Below are 15,796 nucleotides of genomic sequence, written 5' to 3'. Positions count from 1 at the left end.
ACCGGAAAAAACTGTGGGAGCGGGCTTGCTCGCGAAAGCGGTGTGTCAGCCGACGATGATATCGACTGACAGGACCCCTTCGCGAGCAAGCCCGCCCCCCACATTTTGATTTGCGCTGGACTTATTGAGCGCTCGCCCACGGCAAGATCGGAATCGCAGTCACCGCATTCTGCGGGCTACCCTCGATCAAGCGATCGCTGTACACCAGGTAAACCAGGGTGTTGCGCTTCTTGTCGAGGAAACGCACCACCTGCATGGTCTTGAACACCAGGGAAGTGCGCTCCTTGAACACCTCTTCCCCATCCTTCAGCTCACCCTTGAAGTTGATCGGTCCGACCTGGCGACAGGCGATGGACGCCTCTGCACGATCCTCAGCCAGCCCCAAACCACCCTTCACCCCACCCGTCTTGGCGCGGGACAGGTAGCAGGTCACGCCCTCCACTTTCGGATCATCGAATGCCTCGACGACGATCCGGTCATTGGGACCGACGAACTTGAACACGGTCGAGACCTGACCGATTTCCTCGGCCGATGCCAGCAACGGCATCGCCAGCAGCAAGCCCAACAATCCTTTTGCAAAACGCATTCAGGTATTCCCTCAGACCAGGATCAGGTTGTCACGGTGAACCAGTTCCGGCTCAGCCATGTAACCCAGCAAACCGACAATCGCATCAGACGACTGACCGATGATTTTTTGCGCTTCCAGCGCGCTGTAGTTTGCAAGGCCACGAGCAATCTCCCGACCGTCCGGCGCCACGCACACCACCATCTCGCCGCGACGGAAACTGCCCTGGACCAGTTTCACGCCGACCGGCAGTAAGCTCTTGTTGCCCTGAGACAGCGCCGTTACCGCACCCGCATCCAGCACCAGGGTGCCGCGAGTCTGCAGGTGACCGGCCAGCCACTGCTTGCGCGCCGCGAGCATGCCGCGCTCAGGCGACAGCAATGTACCGATGCGCTCACCCGCCTTGAGGCGATCCAGCACACGCTCAAGACGCCCGCCAACGATGATCGTGTGCGCACCAGAACGCGCAGCCAGACGCGCCGCACGCAATTTGGTCTGCATGCCGCCACGACCCAGCGCACCACCAGTGCCGCCCGCTACTGCGTCGAGCGTCGGATCATCGGCACGCGCTTCGTAAATCAGCTGGGCATCGGGGTTGTTGCGCGGATCAGCGTCGAACATGCCGTCGCGGTCCGTCAGAATCACCAGCAAGTCCGCCTCAACCAGGTTGGCCACCAGCGCCGCCAGGGTGTCGTTGTCACCGAAACGTATTTCGTCGGTAACCACGGTGTCGTTCTCGTTGATCACCGGGATGACCTTCAATTCGACCAGCGCGCGCAAGGTGCTGCGTGCATTCAGATAGCGCTTGCGGTCGGACAGGTCATCGTGAGTCAGCAGAATCTGCGCGGTGTGCCGGCCATGCTCGGCAAAGCTCGATTCCCAGGCTTGCACCAACCCCATCTGTCCGATTGCAGCTGCGGCCTGGAGTTCGTGCATCGCACTGGGTCGCGAGGTCCAGCCCAGACGGCTCATGCCGGCCGCCACCGCCCCGGAGGACACCAGCACCAGCTCGACGCCCGCCTCATGCAAGGCCACCATCTGCTCAACCCAGACACCCATTGCCGCGCGGTCCAGGCCCTTGCCGTCCGCCGTCAGCAAAGCGCTGCCGATTTTCACGACCCAACGCTGCGCACCCGTCACCTTGCTCCGCATCATCTTCAACCTTAGCTCGAGGGCAGCGCGACCTGGCGATGCCCGTAACGTTATTCGTGACTACCAGTTTCCAGAACCATCGATTTCCAGAGCTATCGATTTCCAGATACTAAAACGCCGCTCAATTGAGCGGCGCTTAAGTTTATCGCAACGGATCAGTCACGCACGTAAATGATTTCCGGACCGTCTTCATCATCCACATCTTCTTCATCCCAATCATCGTCACCGATGTCGTGGACCGACTTCACGCCACTGCGACGCAGGGCACGCTGGTCGTCCAGCGCCTGCAACTGGGCACGGGCTTCGTCTTCGATGCGCTGATCGAGATCAGCCAACTCTTCCTTGTAAGACGGATCATTGGCCAGACGGTCGGCACGATCTTCCAGGTAACGCATGATGTCGTGGCACAGGCGCTCGGTGTTCTGCTTGGCGATGGCCGAGATCACGTAAACCGGACCAGTCCACTCCAGGCGATCGACGATTTCCTTGACGCGGGCATCGTGCTCTTCTTCGAGGATCTGGTCGCTCTTGTTCAGGATCAACCAGCGATCACGCTCAGCCAGGGACGGGCTGAACTTGGTCAGCTCGTTGACGATCACTTCAGCCGCGTCAGCGGCATCGGTTTCATCCAGCGGCGCCATATCCACGAGATGCAACAACAGACGGGTACGCGACAAGTGCTTGAGGAAGCGAATCCCCAGGCCCGCGCCATCGGAAGCACCTTCGATCAGACCCGGAATGTCCGCAATCACGAAGCTTTTCCAGCGGTCGACGCTGACCACACCCAGGTTTGGCACCAGCGTGGTGAACGGATAGTCGGCGACCTTCGGCTTGGCGGCCGACACCGAACGGATAAAGGTACTCTTGCCAGCGTTCGGCAAGCCCAGCAGACCCACGTCCGCCAGCACCTTCATTTCCAGCTTGAGGTCACGCTGCTCGCCCGGCTTGCCCGGCGTAGTCTGGCGCGGCGCACGGTTGGTACTGGATTTGAAACGGGTGTTACCCAGACCGTGCCAGCCACCGTGGGCCACCAGCAGCTTCTGACCAGCCTTGGTCAGGTCGCCGATCACTTCCTGGGTAGCGGAGTCGATTACCGTGGTGCCGACCGGTACGCGCAGCACCAGGTCTTCACCCTTTTTACCGGTGCAGTCGGTGCTGCCGCCGTTGGAACCGCGCTCGGCATCAAAGTGCCGGGTGTAACGGTAGTCGACCAGGGTATTGAGGTTCTCGTCGGCGACCATGAAGACCGAGCCGCCATCACCACCATCACCACCGTTCGGACCACCGTTCTCGATGAATTTTTCGCGACGGAAACTCATGCAACCGTTACCGCCGTCGCCTGCCTTTACTCGAATCGATACTTCATCAACAAACTTCATAACAAAACGCCTCTCGCCATACGGACGAGCCGAAAAAAACTAGACATAAGACTCTTGCAAAAATGAGCGCAGCGACCTCAATCCACGACCGCAAACCCAGCGCGCCGACAGCCCATACAAACAGTTTTGCAAGAGACTCACCCCACAAACGAAAAAGCCCCGTCGCGAGACAGGGCTTTTCCAGCGATCGCGCAATTAAGCCGCGACTACGCTCACGTAACGGCGGTTGAACGCGCCTTTTACTTCAAACTTGATCACGCCTTCGATTTTCGCGAAGAGGGTGTGATCCTTACCCATGCCAACACCGTAACCGGCGTGGAATTGGGTGCCGCGCTGACGCACGATGATGTTGCCCGGAATGATTTTCTGGCCGCCATACATCTTGACGCCAAGGCGTTTGGCTTCTGAGTCGCGACCGTTACGGGTACTACCACCAGCTTTTTTGTGTGCCATGAGTTCAATTCTCCTAGTGAGGAATTAGGCTGAAATTAAGCCTGAATACCGGTGATTTTGATCTCGGTGTACCACTGGCGGTGGCCCATACGCTTCATGTGGTGCTTACGGCGACGGAACTTGATGATGCGGACTTTATCGTGACGACCTTGGGAGATCACTTCAGCCACAACGGTAGCGCCAGCAACAACTGGAGCACCGATATTCACGTCGTCACCGTTGGCAACCAACAGAACGCGATCAAAGGTAACGGATTCGCCGGTAGCGACTTCCAGTTTTTCGATCTTCAGGTATTCACCTGGGGCGACTTTGTACTGCTTGCCGCCAGTAACGATTACTGCATAAGACATGGTATTTCTCCGATAATCCTGCTCACCCAGCTCTTTATAAGAAGAGGTATTGGCTGGCATGGCTGCATGGGGCTGGAGGCCCGCTTGCAATTGCGTAAGGCAGGTGCTGCCCAGGAAGTTCAGGGTGCGCGATTGTACGCAAGGCACGAGCGCCTTGCAATAGGCCGTCCATCGCGCCTTGACAGGCCTGGACGTGGGTCCTAGCATGCCGCGCAACCCTTCTGGAGCGACTGTCGCTGATGCAACCCCAAGCTTTCTACCGCGCGGTCGCGGACGATTTTAGCGCCGTCGACGGCATCATCAAGAAGCAGCTGACTTCCCGAGTCCCGCTGGTATCGAAAATCGGCGATTACATCACTTCGGCCGGCGGCAAACGCCTTCGTCCATTGCTGGTATTGCTGTCCGGCAAGGCCCTGGGCCGCGAAGGCGACGATCTGCGCCTGCTGGCCGCGACCATTGAATTCCTGCACACCGCCACCCTGCTGCATGACGACGTGGTCGACATGTCCGGAATGCGCCGTGGCCGTTCGACCGCCAACGCCATGTGGGGCAACGCGCCAAGCGTGCTGGTGGGCGACTTCCTGTACTCGCGCTCCTTCGAAATGATGGTCGAACTGGGCTCCATGCCGGTGATGAAGATCCTTTCGCAGGCCACCCGCGTGATCGCCGAAGGCGAAGTGTTGCAGCTGTCCAAAGTCCGTGACGCCAGCACCACTGAAGAAACCTATATGGAAGTCATCCGCGGCAAGACCGCGATGCTCTTCGAAGCCTCGACCCACAGCGCCGCCGCCCTGTGCGGAGCCACGCCGGAACAGGCCGAGGCCCTGCGCACCTTTGGCGACCACCTGGGCGTGGCGTTCCAACTGGTCGACGACCTCTTGGACTACAAGGGCGATGCGGAAACCCTGGGCAAGAACGTCGGCGACGATCTGGCCGAAGGCAAGCCAACCCTGCCGCTGATCTACACCATGCGCGAAGGCACGCCGGAACAGGCTGCCCTGGTGCGCAAGGCGATCCAGAAAGGCGGTATCGAAGACCTGGAAAGCATCCGCATCGCCGTGGAAGCCTCCGGCTCGCTGGAATACACCGCGCAATTGGCCCGCGACTACGTGGCCCGCGCGATCAAGTGCCTCGAAGCGCTGCCAGCCAATGAGTATCGCGACGCGCTGGTGGAGTTGAGCGAGTTTGCGGTAGCCCGCACGCACTAACTCCCTGCTACCTGTAGGAGCGAGCTTGCTCGCGATGGAGGTCAACGATAACGCTGGCATTCAGAGTGCCAGCGGTGGACTTGAGACCCTCGCGAGCAAGCTCGCTCCTACAGGGATTCTGAAAAACCCTATACAATGTGCGCTTTTTAGCGATCCTGAATTCAAGGAGCCTTAGTGAGCACGTTGCCACCCTGCCCGAAATGCAATTCCGAATACACCTACGAAGACGGCGCCCAGCTGATCTGCCCCGAGTGCGCCCACGAATGGTCCGCCAGCGGCGAAGCTGAAGCTGCGTCCGATGACGCGGTGAAAAAGGACTCGGTGGGCAATGTCCTGCAGGACGGCGATACCATTACCGTCATCAAGGACCTGAAGGTCAAGGGCACCTCCCTGGTGGTCAAGGTCGGCACCAAGGTCAAGAACATCCGCCTGTGCGACGGCGACCATGACATCGACTGCAAGATCGACGGCATCGGCCCGATGAAGCTCAAGTCCGAGTTCGTCAGGAAAGTCTGATTTCGCTGCATTCCATCCCGTGCCCGCCGCGGGATGGCGCTTCACCCTCCCCCATCTCGCTCGAATCCCCGCAATAGCAAAGCGCCAGCCGTTTTGACCTTACGCAATCTTTACCCGGAAAAATCCGCCATTCGCCAATCGTCTCTTGCTATTTATTGAATAGGAATTATTCTCATTGAAACCCAATCAATGGAGATGAGACATGACTTATCTGATCGATGCCTGGCTGGACCGCCCGCACCCGTACCTGAGGATTCTGCATCGGGAAACCGGGGAAGTCTGTGCAGTGCTGGAGGAGGAAGCCTTGAGCGAGCTGCAGGATCAGGGTGACCTGGATCTCAATGGCTTGAGCTCGAACGAGCCGGTGGTGCTCAAGGAAGTGGTGAGGAATCTGTTTCTGTTCTGCTATGCGCGGGCGTTGCGCCCGGTGGCGGATCTCAATGGCAAGTTCCACCCATGAAACGCTGTAACTGTAGGAGCGAGCTTGCTCGCGATGGTGGCTCAGACAACGCGGGCTTTCAGCAAGCCCGCGTTTTCGTTGAAGTCCATCGCGAGCAAGCTCGGCTCCTACAGGTAAATCAGTAATCGGCGAGGATTACAGAACGTCCAGCAGCTCGACGTCGAACACCAGTACGCTGTGCGGCGGGATGCTGCCAACGCCTTGAGCGCCGTAAGCCAGTTCGCTCGGCACGTACAGGCGCCATTTGCTGCCGGCATTCATCAGTTGCAGGGCTTCGGTCCAGCCGGCGATCACGCCGCCAACCGGGAATTCTGCAGGCTGGCCGCGCTCGTAGGAGCTGTCGAACACAGTGCCGTCGATCAGGGTGCCATGGTAGTGGGTACGCACGCTGTCTTCACGGGTCGGCTTCGCGCCTTCACCGGCGGTCAGAACTTCGAACTGCAGGCCAGAAGCCAGAGTAGTGATGCCGTCACGCTTGGCGTTTTCAGCCAGGAAGGCCAAACCTTCGCCAGCGGCTGCTTCAGCCTTGGCTGCAGCTTCGGCCTGCATGATTTCGCGGATCACCTTGAAGCTGGCGGACATCGCTTCCTGGTCAACACGGCTAGGCTGGCCGGCGAATGCGTCGGTCAGACCGGCCAGGATCGCGTCCAGGCTCACGCCCGGTGGCGGGTTGTCGCGCAGTTGGTCGCCCAGCTGACGGCCAATGCCGTAGCTGACGCGGGTTTCGTCGGTGGACAGATTTACTTCGGACATGACACTGCTCCGCTGTGCGAACGCCCGAAACGTGCCGTGCATGCACAGCGCGTCCCGAAGCGCCCGGAACCAAAAAGGGTCAGCAGACTAGCACAGATGCCATGGTGTTGATCAGAGGCCGTCAGCGCTGCGACGTGGAGCGTTGCTCGATCGGCACCTTCAGGATTTCATCGATGCCGCCCATCCCGCACATCTCGTCATGGACCAGGTGGTGCACCAGATTGAAGTTCAGCTTGGGAAAGGAGCGCAGCATGTCACGGGCATGCTCCACCGAGCGCAGGTGCATCATGTGGCCGTGGGTATCGCTCAGGGGGTAGGCGGCGCCGTGCATCCGCGCCTCCAGCAGGTAGATTCCGCCTTCCAGGGAAATCAGGTTCAGCTCATCGAGCTTCCCGGCGACGGCATAGGCATTCAGCTCTTGCAGGTTCATGAACGCACCTCGTGCAATGGCGAGTCATCACACTCACAGGCATATGCCTCGGCGCATCAAAGTACAACCCACCCGCATGACCGCCCGTCTGTTTCCCGTCATTGATGGGAAACAGACGGGCTATGCGATCAGTGCTTGGTCACTTTGTCCAGGTAACCCATGGCGAATGCCGACACGACGAACGTCATGTGGATGATCACGTACCACATCAGGTGCTCGGGATCGACGTTCTTGGCGTCCATGAAGATTCGCAGCAGGTGGATCGAGGAAATCGCCACGATCGACGCCGCCACTTTCATCTTCAGGGAAGACGAGTCCATGGTGCCGAGCCAGTTGAGCTTTTCCTTGGAGTCGTCGATGTCCAGTTGGGAAACGAAGTTTTCGTAACCGGAAATCATCACCATCACCAGCAAGCCACCTACCAGCGCCATGTCGATCAACGACAGCAGCACCAGGATCAGGTCCGATTCGGCCATCGAAAAGACATTGGGGATGACGTGAAAGACTTCCTGGAAGAATTTCAGTGCCAGGGCCAGCAGTCCGAGAGACAGGCCGAAGTAGATCGGCGCCAGCAGCCAGCGGGAGGCATACATTGCGTTTTCGATAAAGCGTTCCATTGAATCTCACACAAGGTCTGAAAATGGCCGCGAGTATAACAGCCGCCCGTTACACCCAGAAACCGTTGGGAAATCCGCCACCTGCGTGTGTATGTCGAAATTTTTCTGCTAGTGTCCAAACCATTGACAGTTCAGTGCCATCGGACAGGAAGACTGGAAATGGATGTGCGTTTACCTTTGACCAGTGTCGCGATCCTTCTGGCGCTAGCGCTGAGCGGCTGCTCGCCCGACGAGGAGAAACACGAGGTCAGCCTTGAGGAAAAGACTGCGCGGTTCGAAAAATCCCTCGATGCCATCACCGACCCCAAGCTCAAGGACGCCGTGGCCGAACTCGGTGGCTCGCTGTTGCTGCTGGAACGGGCGCAGCTCAAGCTCGACACCAAGCCTGTAGTGACCGAATATGGTGAAGACGCCCTCGCCGTGCTCAAGCACTACCCCACGCCCCAGGCCCTGGTCGACACCTACATCAACGGCCTGTTCGTGCTGCACAAGGACTCCAGCTCCGATTACCTGACCGATCTGCAGCCGGTGTTTCCCTTCAACTTCAGCATTCCAGCCACCTTCCTTTTCCCCCACGGCCTGGAATGGCAGTCGGTGACCCTGAGCAACAAAAGGGTGATCGCCTTTCAGCCGGAATGGTCGGAAACCGATCCCGGCATCCAGTTGAGCCCGTCCAGCTCGAACCTGACCAACCCCGATGACCTGACCGTGACCTACCCGTTCATCGAGGGTCTGGACGTCGACATCAAGAACCAGCCGCAACCGGTCAGCCTGCAAGGCAAGGTGGAAGTCATCGCGCCACGCAGGCTCTACAGCTTCGACCTGAGCAAAAAGGACGTCGGCCAGACCCGTACCAACGACAACCTCAGCGTCACCCTGGTGAAGCTCGGCAATAACTACGCGGAAATAGAGTTCAGCAACACCGCGCCGCAGGCCCCTGAGGTCGGCGATACGCCCCTGAACCCACTGATCGTCCAGGCGCGTGACGGCACAGGGCAATTTCTTTCCCGCTCCGGCTCGATCAACGAGACCGCCGCGCAGGTGACGTTCTATCAGAGCCAGCTGGCAAAAATGCAGCAGCAAAAGGGCTGGAGCGAAGCGTTCGAAAAGCAGATCAATGAGGAACAGCGCGCCTTCGAGAAGCAACAGACCCGCCATTACTCCAAGGTGTACTTCAACGGGGCGATCGACACCCTCGAAGTCAGCCTGCTGGATTTCTCCACGGTCACCGTCACCCGCAAGGACCTGAACCTGCCGGTGCGGCGCTTCGATCGCCACACCACACAGAAATCCATTCAACCTCTGGATCTGCCAGTGCTGGTATATGACGACCAGGCGCCGAGCTGGCTCAAGGGCGCGACGCTGACTGAGGATCAACTCAAGAGCAATGTCAGCATCAGCCAGTCGGTGGATGATCCGAGTGCGGCACGCATCGAGTTCAGCCACCTAAGAACCTTCAATGACGAACTGCTCGGCACGTCCTTCAACCCCGGTGAAAGCCCGGTGAGTTTCTTCACCGAGAACAGCAAAGGCAAACTCGACGAGCCTATTGAATTGCCTGCGGAGGCTTATGAGGTCGACCCGCTGCGCGGCACCATTACTTACGACTTGAACCTGTTCCCGGAAACCCCGGCCTACGCCGTGGGCTCCATCCCGCTGTTTCTCGCCACGGTCGACAAGCAAACCGTCGACGCCAACAAACTGCCAAAGGGTCTGGAGCTCAAGGGCAATGCGCTGGTGGTGGATCTGAAGGAATTTCCGGAAACGGACTGGCGTTTTTACGCCAAGGACGACAGCGGTCACTACCTGAAGGAAATACTTGCGGTCAACCATGACGCCAGTACAGAAGGCCCGTCGCTATTTGCCGTGCACTATTTCTACGGGCAACCCACGCGCCTGGAAACCTACCAACGAACTGACCTCGCCACCGTGCAATACGGCTACGAGGTCAAACTCGACAAGGCGGACATGACCAAACTGGTCGAATAACGTCGTCAATGCTCTGGCCGTAGCTATAGACCATCTATGGACCGCCCAGGCTGCGGCCACGTCCCCCGTTGATTTCCCGTAGCTGGGCTTGCAGGTGCAGACACCAGATCTGCGGGTCGTCGGCCAACTCATATCCGTGCAGGGTCAGGCTTTCAACAATGGTATCGAGGATGGATTCAGCCACGAACGGACCATGGAACGGGCCCTGGGCTTTGATGGCTGAAGGTTGTTCACCGGCCATCCCGGCGGCGAAGAGCAAGGTCCACATGCCGTTATCGCCGGCCAAGGGTTTGATGGCGCATTCGATACGGGTCACGAGACCCAGGCATTGACGGGTGAGGCAGAGGTTGCGCGACATGGCGGCGACCCTCGGTAAATCCGGTATTCAGCCTCCATGGGAAGCTGTTTCATTCCTGATTACTGTCTCTATCCTTGAGCAGAGAATAGAAGAAAAGTTCGGGATGCAGGCTTTTCGACACCAGAAGGCGCCGAGCGGTCATTGTGTGAATATTGACGCCAGAGTGATGGCACTTTCTCGGTTTTGACTGGCTAAAAAATGTGGGAGCGGGCTTGCTCGCGAAGGCGGTCTGCCAGTCGATATTTGTGCTGACTGACACTACGCATTCGCGAACAAGCCCGCTCCCACAGTTGGAGGGTGTTGATTCAGATCAGGCGGGTTTGGCCTCGGCCAGCGCTTCGACCGCCATTTCTTTCTCGGCTTCTTTCAGGTCGTCCTCACTGATCATTTCGGCGATGACCCGCAGACGCTCCACCACCCGCGCGTTGACGCTGCCTTCCGGGAACTCGCCGTTCTCGTCCGGCTCGCCCGCAGGCTCGCCGACCAGCAGGCTCAGGGCCTCGTCCGCCTGGCGCACCGCATAGACGTGGAACTGCCCCGCGCGCACCGCTGCCAGCACTTTCTCGTCGAGCATCAGCGTGGCGACGTTGGCCTGCGGAATGATCGCGCCCTGCTCGCCCGTCAGACCGCGGGCTTCGCAGAGACGGAAGAAGCCTTCGATCTTCTCGTTGACCCCACCCACCGCCTGCACTTCGCCGAACTGGTTGATCGAGCCGGTGATGGCAAAGCACTGCTTGAGTGGCGTTTTCGACAGCGCCGAAATCAGCGTGCACGCCTCGCCGAGAGAAGCACTGTCGCCGTCCACGTAACCGTAAGACTGTTCCAGGGCGATACTCGCCGAGATCGCCAGCGGGAATTCCTGGGCATAACGACTGCCCAGATACCCGGTGAGAATCATCACGCCCTTGGAGTGAATCGGCTGGCCGAGGTTGACCTCACGTTCGATGTCGACGATACCGCTGCCGCCCGGATACACCGTTGCGGAAATCCGCGCCGGCACGCCGAAGGCCGAGTCACCAACCTCCAGCACCGTCAGACCGTTGCACTTGCCGACCGCCGCGCCTGCGGTATCGATCAGGATGATCCCCGCCAGCATGTCGTCGAGAATCCGCGCCGAGACGCGCCCGGTGCGGGTCGCCTTGGCCTTGAGCGCACGCTCGATGTGACCGGCGTCGGTCATCTCGTCCCCGGCCAGATGGCGAATGAAATCCGCTTCGCTAACCAGCTGGAACAGATCGCCGATACGCGCCGACAATCGCCCCTGATGCTCGGCCAGACGCGCGCTGTAGGTCGCCAGACGCGCCACCGCATCGGCGGTGAGCGGCGCCATGCCTTCCTCGGAGGTTCGGGTTTTCAGCAACTGGGCGAACTGCTCCAGGCTTTCGTCGACCATCGGGATGTCTTCATCGAAATCCACCAGTACGCGGAACATTTCCTGGAAGTCCGGATCCAGGTCCTGCAGCGTGTAGTAGAGCGAGCGGGCGCCGATGATGATGACTTTGACCGCCAGCGGAATGTGCTGCGGCGTCAGGGTGACGGTGGCGAAACGGCCCATTTCGCTCAGCGGCGATTCCATCTTCAGCTTGCGCGATTGCAGGGCGCGTTTCAGCGCGTCCCACACGAACGGCTCGCCGAGCATTTTTTCCGCTTCAAGGATCAGGAAACCGCCGTTGGCCCGGTGCAACGCACCCGGGCGCAGCTGGCGGTAAGTGGTGTACAGCGCGCCCTGGTCGGTGCTGTATTCGATGCGACCGAACAGGTTTTCGTAGGTCGGGTGCGGTTCGAACACCACCGGCGCACCACCGCTGACGGAGTGACCGACCACCAGACTCGGCGCGTATTGCTCCTCCAGCATCTTGCGGGCGACAGCGTCAGTCTTGCTGTCGTCCACCAGTTGCTCGACCACGGTCTTGAGCAGGTAAACCTGCATCGCTTGCAGATAACCGCAAACCGCAGCGTTCTCGGCGTACTTTTCCGACAGCGGCGCGAGCAACGGCTGCAAGGCCAGGGTGATGGTTTCTTCGTTGAGGTGGCGCAGCTGATTGCTCGACTCGCGCTTCCATTGCGGCAGACTGGCGAGCTCCTCGTTCAGGCGCTCTTCCAGATCGGAAATATCCTCGTGGAAACGCTCGCGCTCGGCTTCCGGCAACTGGGCGAATTCCGCCTCGTCCAGGGCCTTGCCTTCGAGCATCGGAGTGAACGCGATGTTGCTGCTGTCGCGATAGAGCGCGACGTCTTTTTCCAGGGCCAGACGCTCGATCACGTCCAGCGCCTTGTCGTAGCGCTGGTTGAATGCGCGGTCGATGGCGCTTTTTTTCTGCTGGTAGGACGGGTGTTCGAACACCGCCGGGAAGGTGGCCAGCAGGTTGTCGATCAAACCGTTGATGTCACCGATGAACGCACCGGCGGTACCCGATGGCAGCTCCAGCGCTCGCGGCTCGCGCGGCTCATCGAAGTTATTGACGTAGACCCAGTCCGCCGGGGTCTGCAGGCGCTTGCCTTCGGCTTTCAGGTAGCGTTTGACGAACGAAAACCGGCCGGTGCCGGGTTCGCCCATGACGAATACGTTGTAACCGGGGCGTGGCATGGCCACACCGAACTGCAAGGCTTCGACCGCGCGTTCCTGGCCGAGCACACCGCGAAAAGGCTCCAGATCGTTGGTGGTAGAGAAGCTGAACTGTTCAGCGGAAAACGGACGGGTCAGCGCTTCGGGCGCTAGACGCAAGCTGGCAGCAACAGGATCAGGCATCGGGCTTCCTTACATCAGGCGGGGCAGATAGCGGCATTCTGGCGCTGCCTGTGCCGAACTGGCAAGGAGCGCCTCAGGCCAAAGCATAGACAAGAGCAAACCCCGGCACCGAGGTGCGCCAAATCACAGTTTTGAACCAGGTTTTTTTGCAAAAAATTACGGAACCCCGCGATCGTGCCTAAACTCCAAACTGCGCGGCTGGAGTTATAACCGGCCCGACTGGAGCCGTTAGCCGGCCCAGACCCCTAATTGGTATGCACATTAAGAGAACAAAGCTATGAAACGGATTCTTCTCGGTACTCTCTTCACCGCTGTATCCATCAACGCCATGGCACAAGCGCCAGGCGGCCCGGATTGTGGTTGGGGCAACATGCTGTTCGAAGGTCAGCGTGGCACTCCGGCTCACTTTTTGGCATCCACCACCAACGGCACTTCCGGTAACGCAACCTTCGGCATGACCTCGGGCACCAACGGTTGCTCCACCAACGCGTCGCTGACCTATGGCGGCAAATCCTGGTTTGCCATGAATGGCATGATGAACGAGCTGTCCGAAGACATGGCAAAAGGCAACGGCGAAGCGCTGACGACCTATGCCGTGGTCCTGGGCGTTGCGCCGGAAGATCGCGCGCACTTCGCCGCCGTCACTCACGAGCACTTCCAGCAGATCTTCAGCAAGGCGGATGTGACCGCCGAAGACGTGCATACCAACACCATGGCCGTTCTGAAGAGCGACCCTCGTCTGGCCAAGTACGCCACGCAGGCTTAAGCTCGGCCCTGCCCCGCTTCTTTCGGGAAGCGGGTTTTATTTTTTGGACCTGCCCCTCCTTGGGTCTTTTTCTCACGTACTAAGTTGCCACCTATGCTCAAACGCCTCGCCTGGCTGGCGCTCTGTGTCTGCGCCCCGCTATCCGCCGCGCCACACATCGATATTCAACGTTTGCAGCAACTGGCCAACGACCCCTTCTGGATTTCCCTGGGCCATTACGAAACCGCCAAGCTCGGTGGCTGGCGCAGCTATGTCAGCGACAAGAAGTTCTTCCTGGCCCCTGATGGCAACTCACACCCTGGCCACGAACTCGCCGCCACCGTGCAGGCCTTGTACGCGCCGGCCAGTGCCGGCGAGCAGCACGCTCAATGCGTCTATCCGGCACGTACCCGCTGGCTGAAAGACCAGCTGAACCTGACCGATCTGCCAACGCCAGACTGCGCTGAGTTCAAAAAATGGTTCAAGGACGTCTCGCCCCACAGCGCGGTGATGATTTTCCCGGCGGCCTATCTGAACAGCCCGTCCTCGATGTTCGGCCATACCCTGCTGCGCATCGATCAGGCCGAAGCCCAGAGCGACAAGACCTCGCTGCTCAGCTACGCGATCAACTTCGGCGCCTACATCGAAGGCTCGGACAACAGCATTCTGTACGCCTGGAAAGGCTTGATGGGTGGTTATCCAGGCCTGTTCGCGCTGGTGCCGTATCAGGAAAAACTCTCGGAATACCGCAGCCTGGAAAACCGTGACCTGTGGGAATACCGGTTGAATCTGACCCAGGCTGAAACCGCGCGCATGGTCGAGCATGTCTGGGAGTTGAAGCAGATCCAGTTCGACTACTTCTTCTTCGACGAAAACTGCTCCTATCGCCTGCTGGAACTGTTGCAAGTGGCGCGCCCGAGCCTGCGCCTGACCGAACAATTCCCGCTGACCGCCATTCCCACCGACACCGTCAAGGCGGTGAAAGAGGCCGGGCTGGTGGAATCGATCCAGTACCGCCCTTCCCGCGAACGGGAATTGCTCGCCCGTGCCGAACCACTGAGCGATGAAGAACAGCAGTGGGTGTTGAAGGTCAGTGCCGATCAGACACAGCTGCAAACCGCGGAATTCAAGGCGCAGCCCCGGGACCGCCAGGCGCTGATCATCGATGCGGCCTATCGGCTTGAACGCTATCGCGCCAATGGCCAGGAACGTGACCCGGCGCGGGCGCAACGCAGTTTCGAACTGCTGCGGGCGATCAACCAGAACCCGGCGCCGGAACTGGAAATCCCTCAGCCCGGCTTGCCCGAGGACGGCCACGAATCACGCACCTGGCAGGCCGGCATCGGCACCCGGGGCGACCGGGCTTTCGGCGAATACGGCCTGCGCATGGCGTATCACGATCTCAACGACAATTCCGAGAGTTTTCCCCTCGGCGCGCAGATCGAAATCCTCCAGCTGAAATTGCGTCAGTACGAAGGCAATGAGTGGCAGGTGCAGCAACTGGATCTGGCGACCATTCGTTCGCTGACCCCGCGCAACGAGCTGCTGCAACCGCTGTCGTGGCAGGTCACCGGCGGCCTGGAGCGAGTGCCGGGCAAGCATGACGACGAGAATCTGGTCAGCCACGTCAATGGCGGTGGCGGCGGTACCTGGCAATTGGCCGACGATATGCTGGGTTTCGCTCTGGGCACCGTGCGTGTGGAACACAACAACGATTTCGCCGAGTTCGTATCACCTGCGGCGGGCTTCAACACAGGGGTGCTGTGGAAAAATCCGTTGGGCAACTTCAGCCTGGAAACCAAAGGTGATTTTTTCACCAATGGCGAAGTGCGTCGCAGCGTGAGCCTGAATCAGCAATGGGAGTTGTCGCGCAACCTCGGACTGCGTCTGAGCGCCCAGCGCGAGTTCAGTCATCTGGCCTCGCCCGAGAATGAAGTGATGCTTGAGGTGAAGTGGTATCACTATTGAAAACCGTAGGAGCGAGGATTGCCCGCGAAGGCGGTGTTTCAGGCGATAGAAACGCTGGATGTGCTTGCCCCCTCTCAGGCAAACCCCCCTCCCCCCCCGAAAGC

At 59.5% G+C, this 15,796-nt stretch carries 17 protein-coding genes; 7 read left to right on the top strand and 10 right to left on the bottom strand.

From position 1 onward, the window contains the following. Positions 1-121: 121 nt before the first annotated feature. The 5 genes from ACW9JE_RS06155 to rplU all read right to left on the bottom strand — a co-directional run bounded on the left by ACW9JE_RS06155 (position 122) and on the right by rplU (position 3,899). Positions 122-586 (bottom strand): CreA family protein, encoded by a 465-nt coding sequence (locus ACW9JE_RS06155; RefSeq protein ID WP_175378840.1) that lies wholly within the window; start codon positions 584-586, stop codon positions 122-124. A gap of 12 nt (positions 587-598) precedes the next feature. Next, positions 599-1,717, bottom strand: a complete 1,119-nt coding sequence (proB, locus tag ACW9JE_RS06150; protein ID WP_224537607.1) for a glutamate 5-kinase — start codon at positions 1,715-1,717, stop codon at positions 599-601. A 155-nt stretch (positions 1,718-1,872) separates the two neighbouring features. Further along, entirely contained in the window at positions 1,873-3,096 is a 1,224-nt protein-coding gene (cgtA, locus tag ACW9JE_RS06145; RefSeq protein WP_457432238.1) for an Obg family GTPase CgtA, read from the bottom strand. A 195-nt stretch (positions 3,097-3,291) separates the two neighbouring features. Next, a complete protein-coding gene (rpmA, locus tag ACW9JE_RS06140) occupies positions 3,292-3,549 on the bottom strand; it encodes a 50S ribosomal protein L27 (protein WP_003176049.1) in 258 nt (85 codons plus the stop codon). A 35-nt stretch (positions 3,550-3,584) separates the two neighbouring features. Beyond that, the gene (gene rplU, locus ACW9JE_RS06135) at positions 3,585-3,899 is read right to left on the bottom strand and encodes a 50S ribosomal protein L21 (RefSeq protein WP_007950961.1); all 315 of its coding nucleotides are present in this window, start codon (positions 3,897-3,899) and stop codon (positions 3,585-3,587) included. A 239-nt stretch (positions 3,900-4,138) separates the two neighbouring features. Between rplU and ACW9JE_RS06130 the strand changes: the two genes are divergently transcribed. The 3 genes from ACW9JE_RS06130 (at position 4,139) to ACW9JE_RS06120 (ending at position 6,083) form a co-directional block, all read left to right on the top strand. Then, positions 4,139-5,107: a polyprenyl synthetase family protein gene (locus ACW9JE_RS06130; RefSeq protein WP_175378842.1), complete on the top strand. Its 969-nt coding sequence runs from the start codon at positions 4,139-4,141 to the stop codon at positions 5,105-5,107. 174 nt (positions 5,108-5,281) lie between these two features. Then, positions 5,282-5,623 carry a zinc ribbon domain-containing protein YjdM gene (locus ACW9JE_RS06125; protein WP_008028840.1) on the top strand — a complete coding sequence of 114 codons (342 nt, stop codon included), beginning with the start codon at positions 5,282-5,284 and terminating at the stop codon, positions 5,621-5,623. Positions 5,624-5,825: 202 nt separating this feature from the next. Next, entirely contained in the window at positions 5,826-6,083 is a 258-nt protein-coding gene (locus tag ACW9JE_RS06120; RefSeq protein WP_224537583.1) for a PA4570 family protein, read from the top strand. A gap of 135 nt (positions 6,084-6,218) precedes the next feature. Here ACW9JE_RS06120 and ACW9JE_RS06115 read toward each other — a convergent pair whose 3' ends face one another. The 3 genes from ACW9JE_RS06115 to ACW9JE_RS06105 form a co-directional block, all read right to left on the bottom strand. Continuing rightward, positions 6,219-6,836 carry an FKBP-type peptidyl-prolyl cis-trans isomerase gene (locus tag ACW9JE_RS06115; protein WP_224537585.1) on the bottom strand — a complete coding sequence of 206 codons (618 nt, stop codon included), beginning with the start codon at positions 6,834-6,836 and terminating at the stop codon, positions 6,219-6,221. A 121-nt stretch (positions 6,837-6,957) separates the two neighbouring features. Next, a complete protein-coding gene (locus ACW9JE_RS06110) occupies positions 6,958-7,266 on the bottom strand; it encodes a DUF6482 family protein (RefSeq protein ID WP_175378845.1) in 309 nt (102 codons plus the stop codon). Between the two features lie 128 nt (positions 7,267-7,394). Continuing rightward, positions 7,395-7,883: a TIGR00645 family protein gene (locus ACW9JE_RS06105; RefSeq protein WP_224537589.1), complete on the bottom strand. Its 489-nt coding sequence runs from the start codon at positions 7,881-7,883 to the stop codon at positions 7,395-7,397. Positions 7,884-8,042: 159 nt separating this feature from the next. Between ACW9JE_RS06105 and ACW9JE_RS06100 the strand changes: the two genes are divergently transcribed. Beyond that, positions 8,043-9,872 (top strand): hypothetical protein, encoded by a 1,830-nt coding sequence (locus ACW9JE_RS06100; RefSeq protein ID WP_457432237.1) that lies wholly within the window; start codon positions 8,043-8,045, stop codon positions 9,870-9,872. A gap of 34 nt (positions 9,873-9,906) precedes the next feature. Here ACW9JE_RS06100 and ACW9JE_RS06095 read toward each other — a convergent pair whose 3' ends face one another. Then, positions 9,907-10,230: a PA4575 family protein gene (locus tag ACW9JE_RS06095; protein ID WP_224537592.1), complete on the bottom strand. Its 324-nt coding sequence runs from the start codon at positions 10,228-10,230 to the stop codon at positions 9,907-9,909. On the opposite strand from ACW9JE_RS06095, the gene ACW9JE_RS06090 reads away from it, so the two are divergent. Further along, the gene (locus ACW9JE_RS06090; RefSeq protein ID WP_224537593.1) at positions 10,229-10,417 is read left to right on the top strand and encodes a hypothetical protein; all 189 of its coding nucleotides are present in this window, start codon (positions 10,229-10,231) and stop codon (positions 10,415-10,417) included. The genes ACW9JE_RS06095 and ACW9JE_RS06090 overlap by 2 nt on opposite strands. 123 nt (positions 10,418-10,540) lie before the next feature. Here the strand turns inward: ACW9JE_RS06090 and ACW9JE_RS06085 are convergent, their stop codons facing one another. After that, positions 10,541-12,979 (bottom strand): Lon protease family protein, encoded by a 2,439-nt coding sequence (locus ACW9JE_RS06085; protein ID WP_224537595.1) that lies wholly within the window; start codon positions 12,977-12,979, stop codon positions 10,541-10,543. A 277-nt stretch (positions 12,980-13,256) separates the two neighbouring features. Here ACW9JE_RS06085 and ACW9JE_RS06080 point away from each other — a divergent pair, with 277 nt between their 5' ends. After that, positions 13,257-13,745, top strand: a complete 489-nt coding sequence (locus tag ACW9JE_RS06080) for a DUF3015 domain-containing protein (protein ID WP_224537597.1) — start codon at positions 13,257-13,259, stop codon at positions 13,743-13,745. 93 nt (positions 13,746-13,838) lie between these two features. Beyond that, on the top strand, positions 13,839-15,692 hold the full coding sequence (locus tag ACW9JE_RS06075) for an Lnb N-terminal periplasmic domain-containing protein (RefSeq protein WP_457432236.1): 1,854 nt from the start codon (positions 13,839-13,841) through the stop codon (positions 15,690-15,692). Positions 15,693-15,796: the final 104 nt, after the last annotated feature.

The sequence above is a fragment of the Pseudomonas sp. SDO55104_S430 genome (genome assembly GCF_054070595.1).
Note: the sequence above shows the minus strand (reverse complement) of the source record. Positions and strands in the feature narration are given on the sequence as shown.